This window comes from Prevotella sp. S7-1-8 (genome assembly GCF_000758925.1).
Lineage (GTDB): Bacteria > Bacteroidota > Bacteroidia > Bacteroidales > Bacteroidaceae > Prevotella.
On the sequence record NZ_JRNC01000061.1, the window covers coordinates 1 to 19,879 of the forward strand.

16 protein-coding genes are annotated in these 19,879 nt (G+C 45.5%); all 16 read right to left on the reverse strand.

All coding sequences use genetic code 11. The features are described 5' to 3' along the window. Nucleotides 1–372: 372 nt before the first annotated feature. The 16 genes from HMPREF1640_RS09725 to HMPREF1640_RS09795 all read right to left on the reverse strand — a co-directional run bounded on the left by HMPREF1640_RS09725 (nucleotide 373) and on the right by HMPREF1640_RS09795 (nucleotide 19,876). Nucleotides 373–1,380, reverse strand: a complete 1,008-nt coding sequence (locus HMPREF1640_RS09725; protein WP_036894240.1) for a zinc ribbon domain-containing protein — start codon at nucleotides 1,378–1,380, stop codon at nucleotides 373–375. Nucleotides 1,381–1,385: 5 nt separating this feature from the next. Continuing rightward, a complete protein-coding gene (locus HMPREF1640_RS09730; protein ID WP_036894241.1) occupies nucleotides 1,386–3,287 on the reverse strand; it encodes a U32 family peptidase in 1,902 nt (633 codons plus the stop codon). Between the two features lie 165 nt (nucleotides 3,288–3,452). Then, nucleotides 3,453–4,370 carry a homoserine O-succinyltransferase gene (metA, locus tag HMPREF1640_RS09735; RefSeq protein WP_036894243.1) on the reverse strand — a complete coding sequence of 306 codons (918 nt, stop codon included), beginning with the start codon at nucleotides 4,368–4,370 and terminating at the stop codon, nucleotides 3,453–3,455. A 119-nt stretch (nucleotides 4,371–4,489) separates the two neighbouring features. Next, nucleotides 4,490–6,502: a M13 family metallopeptidase gene (locus tag HMPREF1640_RS09740; RefSeq protein WP_369699831.1), complete on the reverse strand. Its 2,013-nt coding sequence runs from the start codon at nucleotides 6,500–6,502 to the stop codon at nucleotides 4,490–4,492. Between the two features lie 110 nt (nucleotides 6,503–6,612). Beyond that, the gene (locus HMPREF1640_RS09745) at nucleotides 6,613–8,553 is read right to left on the reverse strand and encodes an ABC-F family ATP-binding cassette domain-containing protein (RefSeq protein ID WP_036894245.1); all 1,941 of its coding nucleotides are present in this window, start codon (nucleotides 8,551–8,553) and stop codon (nucleotides 6,613–6,615) included. Nucleotides 8,554–8,786: 233 nt separating this feature from the next. Further along, nucleotides 8,787–10,196, reverse strand: a complete 1,410-nt coding sequence (locus HMPREF1640_RS09750; protein WP_036894247.1) for a DegT/DnrJ/EryC1/StrS family aminotransferase — start codon at nucleotides 10,194–10,196, stop codon at nucleotides 8,787–8,789. Between the two features lie 61 nt (nucleotides 10,197–10,257). Further along, on the reverse strand, nucleotides 10,258–11,247 hold the full coding sequence (locus HMPREF1640_RS09755) for an ATP-grasp domain-containing protein (RefSeq protein ID WP_036894249.1): 990 nt from the start codon (nucleotides 11,245–11,247) through the stop codon (nucleotides 10,258–10,260). Between the two features lie 5 nt (nucleotides 11,248–11,252). Continuing rightward, nucleotides 11,253–12,455 (reverse strand): diaminopimelate decarboxylase, encoded by a 1,203-nt coding sequence (locus tag HMPREF1640_RS09760; RefSeq protein ID WP_036894250.1) that lies wholly within the window; start codon nucleotides 12,453–12,455, stop codon nucleotides 11,253–11,255. Continuing rightward, a complete protein-coding gene (locus HMPREF1640_RS09765; RefSeq protein WP_036894252.1) occupies nucleotides 12,442–13,059 on the reverse strand; it encodes a sugar transferase in 618 nt (205 codons plus the stop codon). Before HMPREF1640_RS09765 ends, HMPREF1640_RS09760 begins: the two co-directional genes overlap by 14 nt. Continuing rightward, nucleotides 13,059–13,400: a hypothetical protein gene (locus HMPREF1640_RS13750; RefSeq protein ID WP_231565884.1), complete on the reverse strand. Its 342-nt coding sequence runs from the start codon at nucleotides 13,398–13,400 to the stop codon at nucleotides 13,059–13,061. Before HMPREF1640_RS13750 ends, HMPREF1640_RS09765 begins: the two co-directional genes overlap by 1 nt. Before the next feature lie 10 nt (nucleotides 13,401–13,410). After that, nucleotides 13,411–14,076, reverse strand: coding sequence for an NAD(P)-dependent oxidoreductase (locus HMPREF1640_RS09770; RefSeq protein ID WP_231565885.1), 666 nt, complete (start codon nucleotides 14,074–14,076; stop codon nucleotides 13,411–13,413). 271 nt (nucleotides 14,077–14,347) lie between these two features. Then, nucleotides 14,348–15,631 (reverse strand): glycosyltransferase family 4 protein, encoded by a 1,284-nt coding sequence (locus HMPREF1640_RS09775; protein ID WP_036894254.1) that lies wholly within the window; start codon nucleotides 15,629–15,631, stop codon nucleotides 14,348–14,350. Between the two features lie 55 nt (nucleotides 15,632–15,686). Continuing rightward, a complete protein-coding gene (locus HMPREF1640_RS09780; RefSeq protein ID WP_036894255.1) occupies nucleotides 15,687–16,775 on the reverse strand; it encodes a glycosyltransferase in 1,089 nt (362 codons plus the stop codon). A gap of 9 nt (nucleotides 16,776–16,784) precedes the next feature. Further along, a complete protein-coding gene (locus HMPREF1640_RS09785) occupies nucleotides 16,785–17,723 on the reverse strand; it encodes a hypothetical protein (protein ID WP_036894257.1) in 939 nt (312 codons plus the stop codon). Next, on the reverse strand, nucleotides 17,720–18,847 hold the full coding sequence (locus HMPREF1640_RS09790; protein ID WP_052051793.1) for an ATP-grasp domain-containing protein: 1,128 nt from the start codon (nucleotides 18,845–18,847) through the stop codon (nucleotides 17,720–17,722). Before HMPREF1640_RS09790 ends, HMPREF1640_RS09785 begins: the two co-directional genes overlap by 4 nt. A 120-nt stretch (nucleotides 18,848–18,967) precedes the next feature. Further along, a complete protein-coding gene (locus HMPREF1640_RS09795; protein ID WP_036894259.1) occupies nucleotides 18,968–19,876 on the reverse strand; it encodes a glycosyltransferase family A protein in 909 nt (302 codons plus the stop codon). Nucleotides 19,877–19,879: the final 3 nt, after the last annotated feature.

Genomic DNA, 19,879 nt, shown 5'->3' on the forward strand with positions numbered 1-19,879 from the left:
ATTAAGCATTGTTCGTGACGTGAATAAGCCTTGTTCGCAATGCGTTTAAGTGCTATTTGAGTGGCAAACAGGCCTTAAACGACAGCCCTTTAAGTACCAAACGCATGACGAGCATTAACCGTCATACATAAGAGCACTGCCAAAACTGGGAGAAAAGGGAAATGAATGGGTTAAAAACGCATTTTTTGTTTTTTACAAACGTTTGTTCACGCGCCAATTAAATCCTATATTTTTTTACAAAATAAAGAAATCGATCCGTATATTATCGTTAGAACGTTCCAGTTTTTATGATGCCATGTGTGAGCGTCATTTCTCATTTTATGCCAGCGCTTTCATTTTCGAAAGTGGTGAGCGTCATCTGCCCAAGCCCACTTAAACGTTGAGCGTTCCACAATGAGGACAAACGCCTTTCTCGCGCAATTTGGCGCCGCACTTGCCACAAATATAATGGGCGTGGTTTCTTGTGAAATATTGGTGAAGCGCGAAATAGTAATAAGACACCAACAAAACATAACCCACAAAGAACAAGGATGTAACGCTAAAAACAATGTAGTCTACGGCGCATATCGCCGCCAAGCCACCCAAGTACAAAACCGCCTCGCCCAATGGCAAGTGGTGGCGTATGTCATCCACGACAGCCAAAGCCACGAAAAGCATGGCCCAAACCAGTGAGAGAAATATACCCAAGGGCATGGGCACGGAGAAAGGATTGAGCGTTGGGTGGAAATAAAAATGTTGCCACATCTGTGGCGAGAAAGTCTGTATGCCAGCATAAAATGCTGCCGCGGTGGCCACGATGAGGCATAGCAAGGTGGGATAAAAAGAGTCTATGTCGTTGAAATGCACGATACGCGCGTTGCGCCGAAAAAGACTTCGCAACAAATAGCCAGCCCCAATAATGACGATAATGACGATAAATATAATGACGTGCGTGTCTGAAAATTCTGATATAAAATGCGAGATAGGGTCATCCGGCTCTACACTTTTCAGCATCGCGTTCTCATGTGTCCAGCCGAAAGCGGAAGTGTCGTTGGCCAATTGCACCCAAACAGAGTCTATGGAGTCGGCAGGCAGTATGCGTATGTCCGCCACTACGAGATGAGCGTTCTTGTAAACGAAAAAAGAATCGGTATGCATGCCACTGATAAGCTCCTCGGGCATTGCTGACATCAGTTTAAAACTATCGTCCTTGACAATGAAATTGTAGTTGTTAGTGTAATGGTGGGTGGAAAAAAACGAAAGGGAGTCTTTCTGACGCTCGCTGATATTGAAGGGCAATTTGGCTCGGTGGTTGTGTTCGTAGCACGAGCTTAATGGCATGAGAAGCGCGCACGCCATAAGCCAAACCATACAAAGGCGCAGGGAAGGCAATCTTTTCATATCTATTATCTTTCGTTATAAATGTTCATTTGGCACTTGTCACACTTAAACTCGAGCCGAAAACGTCTTCCGTCGCCCATCCGTATATAGAGAGGCTCGCGCCATTTGGGCGCGCTTCCTCCATGCTTGACGCAATGTCCTAAGCTGTAGCGCAAGCAGTGCCTACACTGCATCACGATGGCATCGCGGCGGTTGGCGTCAACCTCGAGCGCCATGTCGACTTTCGCCAATCCGTGATCCGCATAAAATTTTGCGGCCTCATGGTTGGATATGTTGTGGAGATAGGTGTACTTCTCGTATGTGGGTTGCCATGCCTTGGCGGTTGCGGAGCTTTCCACCGCCAACGCGCCAAGCATCTCCCGCTTATGTTCCTGTTCGTGCCAAGCGAGCGTCGTTTCCATCAAAGCGTCCACAGCCTTTCGCCTTAGCTCGGAGAGCAAACTTGATGGCATGAACAAGCTCGCCGCCTCGGCGCTGATTTGCAGGTCATGACATGTATAGGGCGTGTTGCCGAGTTTGGTCAATTGCTTTCTGATGTTATCCACCTGTGGCGTTTTGGCCACCTGATGGGCAAAAGTCACCGTAGACGCGGCAGTGACACTCGGCTCTCCGCCTCCCACGTCAAACGATAGCCGTAGCTTAAACCCATCGGTAATTGTCTCGAATGCCATGTCGACAAGTATATCGCGCCGTGCCGTTTGGCTATTCATAAGCTTGTTGAACGCCTCATCATTGTTGCGATAGAGCGTGGTGCCCGGTCTCAAGCCATTGGGCATTTTAAACGGGAACAAGCGGTTGCCAACCACCCGGTTCACCCTGAAACCCTCCAAATGGCGCGCGTCATTCAAGAAACACAACCCATCGCCATTGCTGAACGAGGCTGTGCCGGCGACGTTAAAAGAATCGGCGCGCACTTCCTTCACCCGCCCGACGCGTTCGCCCAACGCCTTGGGCGTGTCAAACGAGGCGATGTCGGCATGCCTGCCATGGAGAAAATAATCAGTAAATCCACGATTGAACGTCTTGCTCAAGTTTGGCGTGAAAGTATAATCCACCCGTCCGAGAGACGATCTGCGAAAATCATCAGGCCGACGGGCTATCAGCTCGTTTAGTTTCTGGCTATACGCGGAAACCACGTTTTTCACATATCCCACATCTTTTAGTCGGCCCTCTATTTTAAAAGAGGTGACACCGACGTTAGCCAATTCTTCCAAACTGTCTATCTGGCTCAAATCCCGGAGTGACAAGAGGTGCCTGCCCTCCTCGATCATTTGGTCATTCGCGTCTATCAAATCGAATGGCATGCGGCAAAACTGCGCGCACTCCCCACGGTTGGCAGAGCGGTCGAAACACCGCTGCGACGCATAACACACGCCCGAATAGCTCACGCACAGCGCGCCATGAACAAAGGCTTCTATCTCCATGTCGGGCACCGACTGATGGATGTGGCGTATCTCTTCCAATGTCAGCTCGCGAGCGAGGACCACCCTTGAGAAGCCAAGCGACCTCAGCCAGTTCACTTTCTCGACCGTGCGCACGTCGCACTGCGTAGACGCATGAAGCATGGGCGCGCGCCCCACACTGTTTAACGCGGCTTGGCGCATGCCGATTGTACACATGTCTTGCACGAGAATGGCATCCACCCCGATGGCAGAAAGCCGCTCTATAAGTTGCCGAGTGTCTTCCAACTCGTCTTCGTAAATGATGGTGTTGACGGTGACGTACACCCTCGCGCCATATTGATGGGCATGGTGGCAAAGCGTCTTGATGTCATCGACAGTGTTGCCCACGGCGGCTCTGGCGCCAAATCTGTCGGCCCCAATGTATACCGCGTCGGCCCCATGATCGATGGCAGCCATGCCACAGGTTAAATTTTTGGCTGGCGCAAGAAGTTCCAATCTACGCATCTTGTCGATTTTTCACATTGTAAGTGGGCGTTTAAATGGCAAACAATATTTTTACTCCGTATTTTTTTGTCTCGCCCTACCGTTATCTTGATGTTTCAATATGCCTGCATTGACGTGACGAAATCTTTCAAATGTCATATCGTCATGTTTATGTTGGCACAAGCGTTACACGATCTCGTTAATATTATAAGGTGTCTCTTGATAGACATAATAATTTATCCAGTTGCAGAACAGGAGATTGGCGTGCGATCTCCAAGACACCCAAGGGCCCTTGTCGGGCTCGTCGTCAAGATAATAATTCTTTGGCATGGGCACGTCATCACGCTTGCCCATGTCGCGTTTATACTCTTTGTCCAATGTGTCGGGAGCATATTCCAAGTGTCCGGTAAAGAAAAACTCACGGCCACGGCGTGCCATCACCATGCTCACGCCACTGTCTGGCGACTCGGCAATAATTGTCAAATCTGCCACTTGGTCTATATCTTGTCGCCTGATCTCTGTATGTCGACTGTGGGGCATCATAAAGAAATCGTCGAAACCTCGAAAAATAGGCAGATCGTGTACAAGCGGATATTGGCGAAAAACGCCAAACATCTTCTCTCGCAATCGGTATTTCGGAATGTTGTAAAAATGATAAAGGGCAGCTTGGGCAGCCCAACAGATATAGAGTGTGGACGTGACATGGGTGCGCGCCCAATCGAAAATCTCAGTAATCTCTTGCCAATATTCCACGTCTTCAAATTCCAACAGCTCGATGGGTGCGCCCGTCACGATAAGTCCATCCCACTTTTGGCGTCTCAGAATATCAAAGTCTTTGTAGAACATCATCATGTGTTCAATGGGCGTGTTCTTGGGCGTGTGGCTCTTGAGCTTCATAAAATTGACCTCCATTTGTAATGGGGTGTTGGACAAAAGCCTTATCAAATCGGTTTCTGTCGTAATCTTAAGTGGCATGAGATTGAGCACTGCTATCTTTAATGGGCGTACCATCTGTGTGTGAGCGCGACTTTCGTTCATCACGAAAATGTTTTCCTTTTTCAGGATCTCGATGGCTGGAAGTCTATCTGGTAATCTTAACGGCATTTTGGAAAGAACTTGTATGCGATGGCAAAGTTACGAAAACTATACCGCATTCAATAAAAAAGGGCGCGAATTTTAACATTCGCACCCTTCGCGTAACGGTTTCACAAACAGGTTTGGGCTTACCAGAGTTGGAGCCTTTCGTTTTGTGGTATATACATTTTATTGTCTTTTTTCACGTTGAAAGCGTCATACCAAGCGTCTATATGAGGCAGGGCGCCGTTGACACGCCATTTGCCAAGGGCATGGGGATCGCTTTTCACGCGATTTCGTATCTCTTTGTCCGTGATGTTTTGGCCCCACACTCCAGCGTAGGCGATGAAGAATCGCTGGTCTGGCGTAAAACCATCGACTGTCTTGAGCGGTTTCTTTTTGGTCGCGTTTTTGAAAGCGTTGTATGCCACTTGCAGTCCTCCGTGGTCAGCAAGGTTCTCGCCAAGCGTGAAACGGCCGTTGGAATGGAGACCCGGCAACACCTCAATGGCGTCAAAAAAGTCGGCGTATAGTTTGGCGCGCTGTTCAAATCCCTTGGCGTCTTGAGCTGTCCACCAGTCGTGCAGATTGCCATCCGCGTCATATTGCCGCCCCTGATCATCAAATCCATGAGTCATCTCGTGGCCAATAACCACGCCGATAGCTCCATAGTTGAAAGCCTTGTCAGCCTTGGGATCAAAGAATGGGCGTTGCAAAATACCAGCCGGAAAGCATATCTCATTGGTGGTGGGATTGTAGTATGCGTTGACGGTTTGCGGCGTCATGAACCACTCGTCGCGATCCACTGGCTTGCCAGCCTTCTCGCGAATGTGCTTGTCATGCGCGAAAAGGCGTGTGGCTAACACATTTTCGTAATAACTCTTGGAGGGGTCGATAGTAAGCTTGGTGTAGTCGGTCCATTTATTTGGATAGCCTATTTTGACGTAAAATTTGTCGAGCTTGGCATGCGCGTTGGCTTTCGTGGAGTCACTCATCCATACCTGTGCGTCAATGCGTTGGCCAAGGCTAACCTGCAAATCGCGCACCAAATCTTCCATCATCTTTTTGCTCGACGCTGGGAAATAGCGCTCGCAATACATTTTTCCAAGTGCCTCGCCCATGGCGTTCTCCACTTGGTTGGTGGCGCGTTTCCAGAGAGGATAGTCTTCTTTGCGGCCCTTCATGGTCTTGCCGAAGAAATCAAAGTTGGCCTCGCGCACTTCATCGCTCAAATATGAAGCGGCGCTCATGATGACATCCCATTCCATCAGGGCTTTAAGCTCGTCTGCGGTGAGCAGCGCGACTATCTTGTCCAAGCCCTCGAAAAAAGCCGGTTGGCCTACTACCATCTCTTGGATATACTTGGTATCGACACCCTCGGCCTCCGAAAGTTTGACAAGACCGATGTTGGGATAGCGCTCGTCAAACTGCTTCAATGTCATCTTGTTGTAGTTGGCCTTGGGGTCTCGAAGCTCCACGTTGCTCTTTGAGATCAGCGCAAGCATGGTCTCAAAGCGGAACACGTCTTTGCTTTTGCGCTCGGCCGTGGCTTGCGGAAAACCGAATAGTGTAAACATGCGGGCAATATGCTTCTTGTACGCCTCCCTTACGCTTACGGTAGCGGAGTCCGTGTTCACATACCAGTCTTTCTGTCCGAGTGTCAAGCCACCCTGACCAAGATTGAGAATGTTCATCGTAACATTTTTCTCGTCTGCGCCAAAATAAGAATTGAAAGGCACGCCGTAACCAAATTTGGCATATTTCAACTGTAAGTTTCTCAATGCGTCAAGACTGGTCGCGGACTCTATCTCGTCCAAGAGCGGTCTTACCGGAGCGACACCCTCTTGGTTACGCCGCTTGATATCCATCGCGAGCTTATAAAAATCGCTTAGTTTTCTTTCTGTCGTCCCATCCTTGTATTTCTTTTTCGCGAGGTCTGTGAGGATGGTGTTCACTTGCTTGTTGACATTCTCCTGAAGCATGTCGAAACTGCCATAACGGCTGTAAGCGGCTGGCAATGGGTGCGAGGCCTGCCATCCACCGGTAGCGAACTGGTAAAAATTGTCCGCGGGATTGACGCTTTTGTCCAAATTAGACAAATCCAATCCAGACTTACTCTGGGCGTTAACGCCCACCACTGGCGCCATAAACATCATGGCCATTGGTAAGAATTGTTTTGTTATCATACTATTTTAGGGTTAATATTAATATCTAAAATAAAAAAATGAAAGATAGACATACTGTCAAGAAGACAACCAACCAACGAGATGACTTATTGTTCAAGCTGCTCAAGTTTTTCTGACAATGCCATCCAATTGTCATTCTCCTTGTCCAAAGCGGCTTTGGTTGAGGTGTACTCGGTGACCAACTCAATGTTCGAAGCGTTTTCAGGAAGCGCCAACAGTTGGTCTATCTGTTTGAGACGTCTCTCCATGCTGGCTATCTTGCTCTCCGAGTTCTCTACCGCACGAGCGGCTTTCTTGATTTTTTTTTGTTTTTCCTTGCGTTCCAAATAGTTCTGCTTGGTATCAGCGGATACGTCCTCGGGGGCCTCCTTGGGCTCGACTTTGCTCGTTGTCGCATCCGCAATAGCCTCATGGATGGTCTCGGCGTTGTGAGATCGCAGATAATCGTATATGCCACCAAGGTGCTCTGTCACCTTGCCACCGGCAAACTCATATACCTTTGACACCAATCCGTCAAGGAACTCGCGGTCGTGACTTACCACGATCACGGTGCCATCAAACGCCTTGATGGCCTCTTTCAACACATCCTTGGACTGCATGTCGAGGTGATTGGTAGGCTCGTCGAGTATCAAAAGGTTGACCGGCTCGAGCAAGAGACGAATCATGGCCAATCGAGAACGCTCGCCACCAGACAGCACCTTGACCATCTTGTCCGATGTCTCGCCGCCAAACATGAACGCGCCAAGCAAATCGTTTATTTTCAATCGCATCTCGCCCGTGGCTACACGGTCTATGGTATCGAATATAGTGACATTCTCGTCAAGCAACTGCGCTTGGTTCTGCGCGAAGTAACCTATCTGGACATTGTGCCCCACCTTGAGTTTTCCAGTGAAGGGTATCTCCCCCATTATACATTTTACAAGAGTGGACTTGCCCTCCCCGTTCTTGCCTACGAAGGCCACTTTTTCGCCTCTGCGGATAGTCAACGTGACATGGTCGAAAACGGTGCGCGAGCCGTAGTCTTTTCTCACCTCGTCGCATATCACCGGGAAGTCGCCCGAACGCAGGCATGGTGGAAACTTCAGGCGCATGGCTTTGTTGTCAACATCGTCGACGGTCACGGGCACAATCTTCTCCAATTGCCTGATGCGTTGTTGCACTTGCACGGCCTTGGTGGCTTGGTAGCGAAACCGCTCTATAAACGCCCGGGTGTCGGCAATCTCTTTTTGCTGGTTCTCGTAAGCTCGCAATTGCTGCTCACGGCGCTCTTGCCGCAACACCATGTAATGATCATAGCTTACCCGATAGTCCTCTATGTGACCGCACGTTATCTCTATTGTCCGATTTGTCACGTTGTTTATAAACGCGCGGTCGTGGCTAACCAACACCACTGCCTTGGCGCTCTGCTCAAGAAATCGTTCTAACCACTGTATGCTTTCGATGTCAAGGTGGTTGGTAGGCTCGTCAAGTAGCAACACGTCGGGCTTGCGCAGCAAAATCTTCGCCAGCTCCACGCGCATGCGCCAGCCGCCCGAAAACTCGCGGGTGGGCCTGTCAAAATCGTCGGGCGTGAAGCCTAAGCCTATAAGCGTGCGCTCCAACTCGGCCGCATAGTTTTCGCCTCCCATCATCATATACAGCTCATGTTCTTGTGCGAACCTATCCACAAGCGCCAAATATTCGTCACTTTCATAATCGGTTCGCTCGCTCATCTCGCGTTGCATGCTCTCCAATTTGGCTTTCATGACCGCCTGACGAGAAAACGCCTTGCGCGTCTCTTCGTACACGGTGGTGTCATCGGCAAGTTTCATCACCTGCGGCAGGTAGCCTATCGTGACATCATTGGGAATGGAAACAGAGCCTGAAGTGGGCTTTTGCAAACCACAAAGTATTTTTAACATAGTGGATTTTCCCGCTCCATTCTTGCCCACCAACGCGATGCGGTCGCGCTCATTTATCACGAAATTAACATCTTGGAATAGTGGGCGAACACCAAATTCCACCTTCAAGTTATCTATAGAAACCATTGTTCAATTTCCTGTTATTTGGCGAGCAAAGTTACAAAAAATACTCCATGATAGGCCATATAAACATAACTTTTACGTAATGCTTATGACAATCCCAAGCCTTGTTCCTAAAATTCATGAAAAATAATTTTAGGAACAAGGCTTGGGATTGTGGGAAATAAAAGAAAAAAGTTTATGGAGAAGCAAGCGTACACGACTTACTAAATGGGCCGCACGCGCGCATAAACAAGTCGTTAACCTATTGCCTCCTTAATCTTCGACACTATAAACGCAGCGTCCTCCTCTGTTACGAGTGGGCCTGATGGCAAGCAAAGCCCCACTTTGAACAGCGATTCGCTCACGCCGTTGGTGTAACTTGGCGCTGTCGCGTAGCAAGGCTGTTTGTGCATGGGTTTCCAAAGTGGCCTGCTTTCTACGTTTGCTTGGTCGAGCCATACACGCATGGCTTCAACATTGTCGTTCGGCTCACAGTCGGTGCGTGCCTTGTCCACATAGTGTATTACGCCAGCCGCCCCCCCAACGGCACTTTTCACTACCGTGTTGTAGGCGTTTTCCATGCCCTTGACTTTCACGTCAGGATCTATCGTGATGGTGTTGAGCCAGAAATTAGAATCTGACAAAGGGGAAGGGTTGTCATGAAAAGTGATGCCGTCTATTGTTTTGAAAGCCTTGGCATACAACTTGGCCAACCTGCGGTGATGGGCCACGTGCTCGTCAAGCACAGTCAGTTGCCCACGACCGATACCGGCACAAATGTTGCTCAAGCGATAGTTGTAACCAATTTTCTCGTGCTGGTAGTAGGGATAGCCCTCCCGGGCTTGGGTGGCATAGAACATGATGTTGTCGCGAGCCGCTTCGTCGGGGCAAACCAACGCCCCCCCACCCGACGTGGTGATCATCTTGTTGCCGTTGAAACTGAGCACGCCATATTGCCCAAAAGTGCCGCACGCCCTACCATCGTAGCGTGAGCCAAGCCCCTCGGCGGCATCTTCCACGATTGGTATGCCGTATTTATCTGCCACGGCCATAATCTCGCTCATCTTGGCTGGCATGCCATAAAGATGCACCACGATGATGGCTTTAGGCTTTTTGCCCGTTTTTTTCATCCTGTCCTTGATGGCAGTCTCCAGCAGTTCCGGATCCATATTCCACGTATCGCGCTCGGAATCGACAAACACTGGCGTGGCACCAAGATATGTCACGGGATGGGACGAGGCGCAAAAGGTGAAGCTCTGGCAAATGACCTCATCGCCGGCCTTGACACCCACGCCGATGAGCGCCAGATGCACGGCCGCCGTACCTGAAGCCAATGCTACTACCTGCTTGTCCTTCAACCGGTCGTCACCCTCCTGCCACAACCTCTCCGGGTTGTTCTCGTGCGGCTCGATACTCTGGGGATAATCCTCCTCCGAGAAATCTCTCACGGTACAAGCATCTCTTTTATCCGTCTTCTCCGGTTTACTCTCCCCCCTCCTGCCAGAGGGGACGGTGGATGCGACAAACCGCTTCAAGTCTTCCTCAAATCCATTCACATTCGGGCCCAACGGCACCACCCAATTGGTGTCGAATGCCTCTTTGATATACTTCTGCTCATTGCCCGACATGTGAGCCAGGCAAAGAATAATACGTTTTTCAGGTTTCATATTTATTGTTCTACATGTAAAAATATATAAGATATTTTTTCTTTTCGATGAAACTCAACTATTATATTTCTTTTGCCAAATCTTTTTTGTCCACAATTACTACTCCGTCATACATCATCATCAACACGTCTTTATTGTATTGTCCAACGATGCTTTGATTTCTGACACCTTTCAAGTTGTTTGCGATGAGTTTGAAGAAGTCCACCCCAGCACCATACGCATGCAGATAAGCTCCGCCAAAGCGAGGATTCACTTCCGAGAGATAGTACTCGCCATCCTTGTACCAGAAATCCATGTCAACAGGACCGTTAAACTCTAACACTTTGCAAATCTCCTGAATAAACTCAAACAGTCGCTCATCCTTAAAGGATATTGTCTTGCTGGCCCCACCAATCTTCGTCTCAAGTTTACGTTTGGAAAATGCGGCCACAGGCTCATGCGAGATAGTGTCGATATACACATCAGCGTCACAGTCGTCGCAGTCCATAAACTCTTGTATGATATAGGTGTACGCTCCCTCGTTAAAATATTCCCGAAGCTCCCCCATTGATTGCACCTTGTGTGTTCCCACGCTGCCGCTACCCGATACGGGTTTGATGAATACAGGAAAACTAATGTCTCCTTTCTTCAGCCCTTCTTCGAAAGATTTAATGCTATCATAGGTTAAAACCGTACGGATTCCTTTACCTGTAAGATACTTATAAAATTCAAATTTGTCAAAGCAACGCGCCGCTGTTTTACGCTCGGGACAAAGTGGCAAGATGCCATGTCGCAAAAACAACTCTCGGTTTTTTGACAGCAATTCTATCTCTGGGTCTATCAATGTTGTTATAGCTTTAACATCATTGTCTTCGCATATTTTAAGGATTGTATCTATGTAATGTTCATCTGTAATACGGGGCACCACATAATGTTTGTCAGCCACATACAACGCGGGGGCTATGGGTGAGTTGTCCGCGCAAACAATCCTGCAATCGTCACCCAATGACTGTTTCAAGAATTTGAGCAATTGAACCCTGCGGCCGCAACTGCAAAAAAGAATCGTATTCATGTTTCTTAATAAATTGATTTTCTAATAAATTCGTCTACTCCCCATTCTTTCCTAATAATGGTATAATCTCCATCGCCTCGCTTTAGATAGACCGTGGGCAGGTAATGTATGAAGAGTGGCGTCAAAGCCATGGTATACGCTCCCACTCTGTCAAAAATAACGCGGTCGCCCACGCTCAACGTGCCTTCTCCCTTAGGCAAAGTGAAAAGCCGGTCATATTCCAAGCACGTCAAGCCACCAACCACTTGCGACTGATGGCAAAGCTGCGGAGTGTCTGCATGAACAAACCGCTTGAAATAATCTTCCTTGTGAAAAAATGGGTCCACGTCGTTTCGCGTGCCATCTGTCGTCACGAAGCGTTTGCCGTCATGCTGCTTCACGTCAATGACGCCGCATACATAGCTGAAGGCCGATGAAAGCAATGCGTTGCCAGGTTCAACCACAAGGCGGACATTCGCGTATGGCGAGCCATCGAGAGCTGTGCGAAAACATCGCGCGTAATCATCAAAAGTTGGTTTTCCGGGCATCGGACCGAAGAAGCCTCCGCCAACGTCCCAATATTCAAGTTGCATGCGAAGGCCGGTCAGTATGGGCAACACGTACGCTATAACCCGTTGATAGAACCGCACACTACGTGTCTTGGGTTCCTTGTGCGTGTGTATACCCACCAACCGCACATGCCGCTTCGCTCTTATCAGCTCCACGGCTTTTTGAAAATCGCCCGACTCATAGGAGAAACCAAAGCGACTATCGTCATTCTCGCCAAAAGCATCTTCAGGAGAAATAGCTGTGGAGTTGATGTTCAACCTGATACCTATCTCATGTTTTTGATTCTCAGGTAGGTCGTCCAACCACTCTATTTCCCGCCACGTCTCAATGTTTACAATACCACCATGCTGTATAGCATCAAGAAACGTTTCTTTTGATTTTAAAGGGCCATTATAAATAATATGTCTTTTGTCAAAACCTATCTTCAAAGCTAATTCATACTCTTGAAAAGACACCACCTCAGCATAGCAACCATTCTCATTAGCCACTTTCAGACAATATGGTAATGCGTTCGTTTTGACGGAATATCCTATTATACTATTATCAAACCGAGTGTCCAAAGCCGTTTGGAAGTCATTAATACATTTTGTCAACTCGTCTTTATTAAGGACAAAATATGGAGTTTTGAGATGCTGAGCCTCATTTTTAGTTATTACCATTAAACTCCTCCATTGTAGCTTTTACATTAGTATTATTGGTCGTTATCCCCTGTCTTATTAGTACCGACTTGATTGAGATTAGAATAACTCGAATATCGGTCCATATAGTCAGATGATCTACATACCACACATCATATTTGAATTTTTCCGTCCACGACAAGTTATTTCGTCCATGACATTGTGCCCATCCAGTTATTCCGGGTCTAACCTCATGTCTGCGCATTTGTTCCTCTGAATAAAGTGGAAGATATTTCACCAACAATGGGCGGGGTCCTATAAAAGACATGTCTCCCCTTAAAACATTAAACAACTGCGGCAACTCGTCCAATGACGTGTTGCGCATAAATCGTCCCACTTTAGTTATGCGTAGTGTATCTAATAATAATTTTCCATCAGGTCCTCGCTTATCATTCATTGTTTTAAACTTGATAACCTTGAATATTTTGCCATATCTACCTGGGCGCTCTTGCAGAAAGATGGCCCCCGCTCCCTCATTAGCAATGAGTAGCAAAAGATATACTAATAAGAGTATCGGACAGAGACAAATGATGGCTAATAAAGCGAGAATAAAATCAAAAGTCCTTTTAAAAAAGTTCCTGTACATTATTCGTGATAATCGTCTTTCTTTCCCCACAATTTTGCAAAAGGCTCCGTTTCCATCTCGTGCTTGAAATCTCGAAGTTGGTCAATGTAAGAATATTTAGGCTTCCAGTTCAACTCCCTAAAGGTCTTGCTCACATCAAACGCATTTTCAAGCGGATCTGGCTTTTCTGGTACATAAGTTATCTTTGATGGATGATCTTTTGGAGAAAAAACCTCTACGATTCCTCTAATTTGTTCCTCCAATGATACTTGCCATCCATTTCCTACATTGTAGATTCCACCCTCGATATCAGATTTTACGCAGTTTGAAACGAGATCTACAAAATCTTTGATATAAACCATCTCCTTTTTCTTAGAAGCATCTCCCCATATCTCTATATGGCAGACTGTGAGCTGCTCTGTCCATAAGCATCCTGTATGGCATCATCCTTCGTTTATAATTTGCGTAGTGATAAGCATTTGGGTGATATTGGTAGATGGTAAAGAATCGAAGTACAAAGCGTGAAAAACCATACGTGCTATGAAAATATTCTATCAAGTCTACAGCAGCATTTTTTGCTATTACATACACTGCATGGTCTCCCGTCTTAGGAAAACCGCGCTGTAAATCAGCAGATAATTTTCCATTATTCTTCATTCTGTCAAAATGGTCTGCGAGATCGTAAGGCGTTTGAGGAAATATTATCTTCTTACAATTATGTTCCCTCATAAACGTGAGAACATTAAGCGTACCGATTGTTATAGAATCCAATAAATCTCTCGGATCATACTCATAGCGAGATGGCAGGCTACCTGCAAAATGACATACAGCATGCACATCTCCTATCTCCTTAAGCACGTCAAAAGAAGCTTTTTCCTTGATATTAACAGAATAATAGCTCATCCCATGCTCAGCAAAAAATCCATTATCGTTTTTTCTTCCTCCTACTGCAACGACATTATATCCATCGTTTTTTAATTTCATGCTTATGTATGCTCCCAAATTGCCTGTGGCACCAAAAACGACTACTGTCTTCATAATTATCTTGATTTAAACGTTTCTATTACCTACTAAATATTTATGTGTTTTTTTTATGGTTTTGATGGCAAGAGCATGCTATAGGAAAAAGCTTCTGGCACGAAATCTCCAGAATGGTGAAGACCATACTCATTACGTATTTTCATGTGATACCACCACTTGTTCGTACCAATAAAACTCTTTAAAGAGTGAGGGCTTTCCAAGCATCTAATAATCCCTGTATGAGGGACGATTTTACATAATTTCGTCCCTCATACAGGGATTTTCTTAATCAAAGTTCAGCATACATTCGCCTTAACGCCTCCCACACATCACGCTGCTCATAACGTTCTTGGATTAACCTCCTGCTGTTGGCGGCCATTCTGTTGGTGTTGTCGGCGTTCTTGATAAAATCGCACATCGCCTGATACAAAGCTTTGCTCATGGGTGAGAAGAATCCATCCGATAGCGGGTCGTCCGAGGCAAACAGTATGAGATGGCCGTGACGATCGACCGGCGCTGGGATGATGACACCATTCTCACCATCAATGATGATCTCATTGCAGCCATTGATGTTGGTGACGATACAAGGCAACTCCATCGCTCCCGCCTCCATGGGTACATTGGGGAAACCCTCCCTGTAACTCGGAAACACCAACGCGTCGGCCGCAAGCAGGTAAGGGCGCACATCTTTTTGGAGTCCTGCATAGAACACGGCAGCGGAGTTGCTCAAAAAACGTTGCGCTTCCGGAGTAATGTTGCCACCGCTCTGCACCTCCTTTTCTCCCACAATCAGGAGTTTGGGTTGCCGTGGCAGGTCAGCGGAATGCCTCACCAATCGGCTCATCACCTCCGCCAACTCGTTAATGCCCTTGTCTCTCACCATGCGGGCAATAAGGATAAAAACGAAATCATTGGCTGTATATCCCAACTTGTTTCGCATATACCGGTGCCCGTCAAAGGGTGTGGCATCCTCCATCAACTGCGTTTCCTTGTTCTCCGCTCGCAACAACTTGCTCGTAGCCTCGCGTGACAGATACGATGTGTTCTTCCCATTGATGTTGCCATGATGTACAACTTGCAGTTGCTTCCTCGTGATTCTGTCCTCCCTCAATGCTCGTTTCACACCCTCGCCCTCGGGTATGACATGGTTTGCGCAGCAGCATGTCATGCGTTCCATCGTCTTCAATATGGCGCGCAGCATACCAGTCGTGGCTTGGTAGCGCAGACCCGTCACAAGATATATACGGTTCGGCACGCGCGCAGCCCATGCAGCCACCATAGCCAACAGAGACCCCTTGGGCGTGTTGGCATGTACGCACCACGGCTTTTCGCGCCTAAAAAGTCGCCACAAAAACCACAAGGCCTTGATATCCTTGCCTATACTGATAGGTCGTTCCAAAGGAGCGTCAATCACTCGTATGCCCTCTCGCGCAGCAACCTCGTCGAGCACACCGGTATCTTTGGCTACTCCCACCACCTCATAATATTGATTAAGATAGTTGAGCTGTCCCCTTAGCAGCGAGTTCAGGCTGATGTCGGCCGTGGTAACTCGAATTAGTTTCTTCTTATTCATATGCCTATGATTGACAGACTACCCATGGAGAGCCATACTTGTGGTTGCTGACATATTATTGTTGCACCGTATCATACAATTGTTCATACGCATCCACCATTTTACGAATATCATATTGCAAGGCTCGCTGATAGCACCGCTCCGCCACTTGGAGGTAATACTCCGAGTCGTCATGCAGCTTTTTTATGACATTAGCCAGTGCCTCAGCATCGCCATGTGGAAAAAGGATACCATAACCAGCAGTCACTTCTTTTAATCCGTTCACCTCGCTGGCTACAAAAGGCTTGCCCGACGACATGCCCTCAATATTCGACAGCGACAATCCCTCCCAGTGTGACGACATCACTATGACATCTGCCGACTTCAACAGTTGCGGCACATCCGACCGAATGCCAAGCAGTTTTACACGCTTCGTCACATTCTGCTTAATAATTTCTGCCTCTATCTCCGAACGACGAACACCATCGCCTACCAACCATAACTCATATTCGTCCGGTAACAACGCAATAGCCCGAATCACCGTTCGCTGATCCTTGGCTTCCCGAAATCCGGCCACCATCACCGTGACAAATTTACCTTGGTGAGCCAATTCCGGTAAATCCTTCGCATGATAAAAGGCATTAACATCTACCCCATTATTAATGGTCATTATGCTACGCTGCAACGGACAGTTAGGTTGATTGTCCTCAAGACCCAAATAACTGCACAATCTCTCTTTAGCAATCTTACTAATCGTCACCACCTTTGCATATCTGGCATACATCCATTTGTCTACAAACGAGAACATAGGATGTTCTCGCTTTCGGTTGTTCGTAGAGTGTTCTGTCGTTATCATCATCTTTCCCAACCCTATATTTGCAATGGCGGCAAACAGCTGCGGCGAGGAGTTGTGAGTGTGCACAATGTCATACTTCCGCATGATCCTTCTTAACTTGAGAATGTATGTAATGTTGTAAACGCCACGCCCAAGCTTATAAATCCTACATCCCGTCTCCTTCAACTCCCGCATAAAAGCAGTCTCCTCACCATTGAAGACCACCACATCCACCGTAAGTCCCTTCTGCCGTAGCAACTTGGTAAGGTGCACCACCACGTGCTCCGCCCCACCAATCTGCAAAGATGTGATAACCTGTAGAATCTTCATATTACTTTATCAATGGATAATTCCAAACTTAGATAAACTGTTTCTTATCCACATATTATCAAACCCTAATGCATCTGTCACTATAACCCCCTTGTACATGTTGAAGGTATGAATTCCTACATTCAATTTAGGATGATTAGAAAACATTCTTCTCACTTCCTTAAACTCCAACGTTCCACAGTCTAATTCCTGCATATCCAAAACAGACTTCCCCCCACATGTTACTTTCTGCAAAGAAACAGCATGGCCATATTGGATGTTACATTCCTGAGCCGGTCTGTACAAGGACCCTTCATATTCAAAAAAGTTTCCCGCCATACGCGCAATATTTTCTTGAAAATTCTTTGAACCCAATGGTATGAATTTTTCTTCTTGACAGTTCCATTGATATACATAAAGCGTATTCCCATTTACATTTGGTTTCCTTGTACAGAATAAATATACTTTGTTACCCACTCGAAGAGGAGTTGCATCTGCAACGGATTCATCTAAAACATTTTGAACTTTTTCTATGATGTTCTCTTGAACCCAATACCGATAGATGGTTAATTTACCAGAAGCACCGTTTTCCGGCATTAAGTAAACAAAGTCCCTGGTAGACCCGTTAGAAGTTTCAAACCATGGCTGCCTAATAATCACAGGGAAACTCATGTGAGTAGGAAGCTCTTTGACAACGTCTAGTTTCTTTAGCTGATAACTGCGTCTATCTATCGTTAATTTAGAAATTCTCCCACGATAAATGTTTTTTGGAAATTCTTCAACCAAAACAATAATATCCGTATCTGTAACATCTAAAATAAAGGGATCTGCAAACCATGAATTTTTATAATCATGTTCTACCCACTGAACTCGGATATCCTCCCCCTGAAGAATGTTATCAAGAGAATTTTGGATGAAACCAATGTTCCAGCGCTCGTCACAATATCTTTTAATATACTCTTTTATCATTTCAGTAATCCCCCAAACCTATTCCATAAATACATATAAAAGGGCCGAGAGTCTTGTTTGTTATAATAAAAATGACAGTCCGCTCCAAGACACTCTTTAAGCCAAGTAAAAGGAGAAACTATACCCGACATAACGCTCCATTTGAAATCAGTTATTTCATCCATCAAATTAAATGGAAGTTTTCTGATGTTTTCATCCTCCGTAATTATTTTATTGCACAATACTGATTTAGCCCACATCATCAAAAGCGGTTGACCACATTTTGAATATGCGTATAACCAAGCACTATTTCGAAAATTTATTTCTAAGAAATAACATTTTCCGTCTTTTCCTATCATAAATTCCAACTCAAACACCCCACTATAATGAGTTTCCCTAAACAATCGTCTGATGGCCTGTTCTAATTCCGGATAAGAGTATTTCTCTATATATGCATAGTTACCATAACTCTTATTTGTTATTCTATGGTAACGGTTTTGCAAAGTAAAATACGCATTTCCACCATCAATGCAGAAACCTTCAACATTAAGTTCATCCTGTTTTTCAATATATTCCTGCAACAGTACCTTTTCACATTTAATATGCTTATATGCTTCTTGAAGTTCGTCTTCGTTATGGCATATGAAAACATTATTTTTCCAATTATGTATGGTCGATGTTGGCGCCTTTGTTAAAATTGGAAATTTCAACATCTTTGAAGACTCACCGCGGCTAACTATTTCTGTTTTGGGAATGCGCAGTCCACATCTTTTCGCCATTTCTACAATGACATGCTTTTGCATCATTTTTGTAACTCGTCCCTGTTCCTGCGCATGATAAAAATAAAACTTGTCTTTCAATTCATCATAATGTAAATCGAGACAAGATTCCACTTCATCACTTGTAGCCAAAACAAAGGGCTTTGTGCTCTCATTCACATATTCGTCTACCAAACACTTGTAGCCTTCCTCTAAACTACAAACATTATGCAATACAGCTATATACTTAGAATATTGAACCAGCTTAGGCTTTTGAACAGAAAATAAGATAACGTCAGGCCTTATTCCCGCTTCACCCAAGCATCTAATCACTCCTAAAGAACTAAAGTGATCTACTGCAAAAACAACAAACTTGTTTTCAATCATTTTTTTACTAAATAAGTTTTCATAACTTCTTTGTCACATTTTTCTCCTTTATTCATATCAATATAATTGACTAAAAGATGTGCGACAGCATACACATGATTAATAAAATAGCTTATACCCTTATTTTTTCATGTAGCTATCTCTTACATGTAATACAAATCCTAATGGTGCAGTCCACACCCAATACCATCTTAACACAGGAAGTTTGATCAAAGCATTTAACGATGATCCATGAAAACATGCACGGAATCTCCAATAATTTATCGCATATCTTACCTTACGTGAGAATGGTAAAATATCATAAGAGACATTTTCTACATACATCATCATGGACAAAAGTGGACTTTGCATCCTCATTCGTGTCATATTTGCAGAAATACCGTGTTCTTGATAATCTGCAATATAAATTACTTCACTGAAATATCTCAGTTTGTATTTTTGAGCTATCCGAGCCCACACCAATTCTTCCGGACAAAATTTTTCACCTGGTATTTCCGGGAAAGGAAACTCACGAAGTACAGAAGTTCGATATACCTCTTTCATATCCCCACTCTTCATTTTGAACTTCCACCAATATTCTAAGAAGGTGCAATCAAGAATGTCATAAGGAGGTATACCACCAACAATCTCTTTTTTACCTTTTAACAAATCTAATCCACATACACCACCAAAAGAATCATCATTCTTCACTTCATTCCATTGTTCTATTACAAGTTCAAGAGCGTTTGATGGTAAATAATCATCGCTGTCTGCGATGAAAAATAAATCACCGCACGCTTTGTTTACTCCCAGATTTATTGCAGTATGTTTACCTCCATTAGCCTTATAATAATATCGTATTGGGAAATTAGGATTAAACTTCTTATGATTTGAAATTATTTTATTAACAAGTTCCTGTGTGTTATCTGTTGATCCATCATCCACAATCACCCATTCGAAATCAGAAAAAGTCTGCACACACAAACTGTCATAAAGTCGTGGCAGCAAGTCTTCTCTGTTATATGAAGGAGTAAATACAGTAATCATCATGAA

Coding starts and splice junctions, on each gene's coding strand:
- HMPREF1640_RS09725 (WP_036894240.1), bottom strand. CDS start 1,380: ATGAAAAGATTGCCTTCCCTGCGCCTTTGTATGGTTTGGCTTATGGCG.
- HMPREF1640_RS09730 (WP_036894241.1), bottom strand. CDS start 3,287: ATGCGTAGATTGGAACTTCTTGCGCCAGCCAAAAATTTAACCTGTGGC.
- metA (WP_036894243.1), bottom strand. CDS start 4,370: ATGCCGTTAAGATTACCAGATAGACTTCCAGCCATCGAGATCCTGAAA.
- HMPREF1640_RS09740 (WP_369699831.1), bottom strand. CDS start 6,502: ATGGCCATGATGTTTATGGCGCCAGTGGTGGGCGTTAACGCCCAGAGT.
- HMPREF1640_RS09745 (WP_036894245.1), bottom strand. CDS start 8,553: ATGGTTTCTATAGATAACTTGAAGGTGGAATTTGGTGTTCGCCCACTA.
- HMPREF1640_RS09750 (WP_036894247.1), bottom strand. CDS start 10,196: ATGAAACCTGAAAAACGTATTATTCTTTGCCTGGCTCACATGTCGGGC.
- HMPREF1640_RS09755 (WP_036894249.1), bottom strand. CDS start 11,247: ATGAATACGATTCTTTTTTGCAGTTGCGGCCGCAGGGTTCAATTGCTC.
- HMPREF1640_RS09760 (WP_036894250.1), bottom strand. CDS start 12,455: ATGGTAATAACTAAAAATGAGGCTCAGCATCTCAAAACTCCATATTTT.
- HMPREF1640_RS09765 (WP_036894252.1), bottom strand. CDS start 13,059: ATGTACAGGAACTTTTTTAAAAGGACTTTTGATTTTATTCTCGCTTTA.
- HMPREF1640_RS13750 (WP_231565884.1), bottom strand. CDS start 13,400: ATGGTTTATATCAAAGATTTTGTAGATCTCGTTTCAAACTGCGTAAAA.
- HMPREF1640_RS09770 (WP_231565885.1), bottom strand. CDS start 14,076: ATGAAGACAGTAGTCGTTTTTGGTGCCACAGGCAATTTGGGAGCATAC.
- HMPREF1640_RS09775 (WP_036894254.1), bottom strand. CDS start 15,631: ATGAATAAGAAGAAACTAATTCGAGTTACCACGGCCGACATCAGCCTG.
- HMPREF1640_RS09780 (WP_036894255.1), bottom strand. CDS start 16,775: ATGAAGATTCTACAGGTTATCACATCTTTGCAGATTGGTGGGGCGGAG.
- HMPREF1640_RS09785 (WP_036894257.1), bottom strand. CDS start 17,723: ATGATAAAAGAGTATATTAAAAGATATTGTGACGAGCGCTGGAACATT.
- HMPREF1640_RS09790 (WP_052051793.1), bottom strand. CDS start 18,847: ATGATTGAAAACAAGTTTGTTGTTTTTGCAGTAGATCACTTTAGTTCT.
- HMPREF1640_RS09795 (WP_036894259.1), bottom strand. CDS start 19,876: ATGATGATTACTGTATTTACTCCTTCATATAACAGAGAAGACTTGCTG.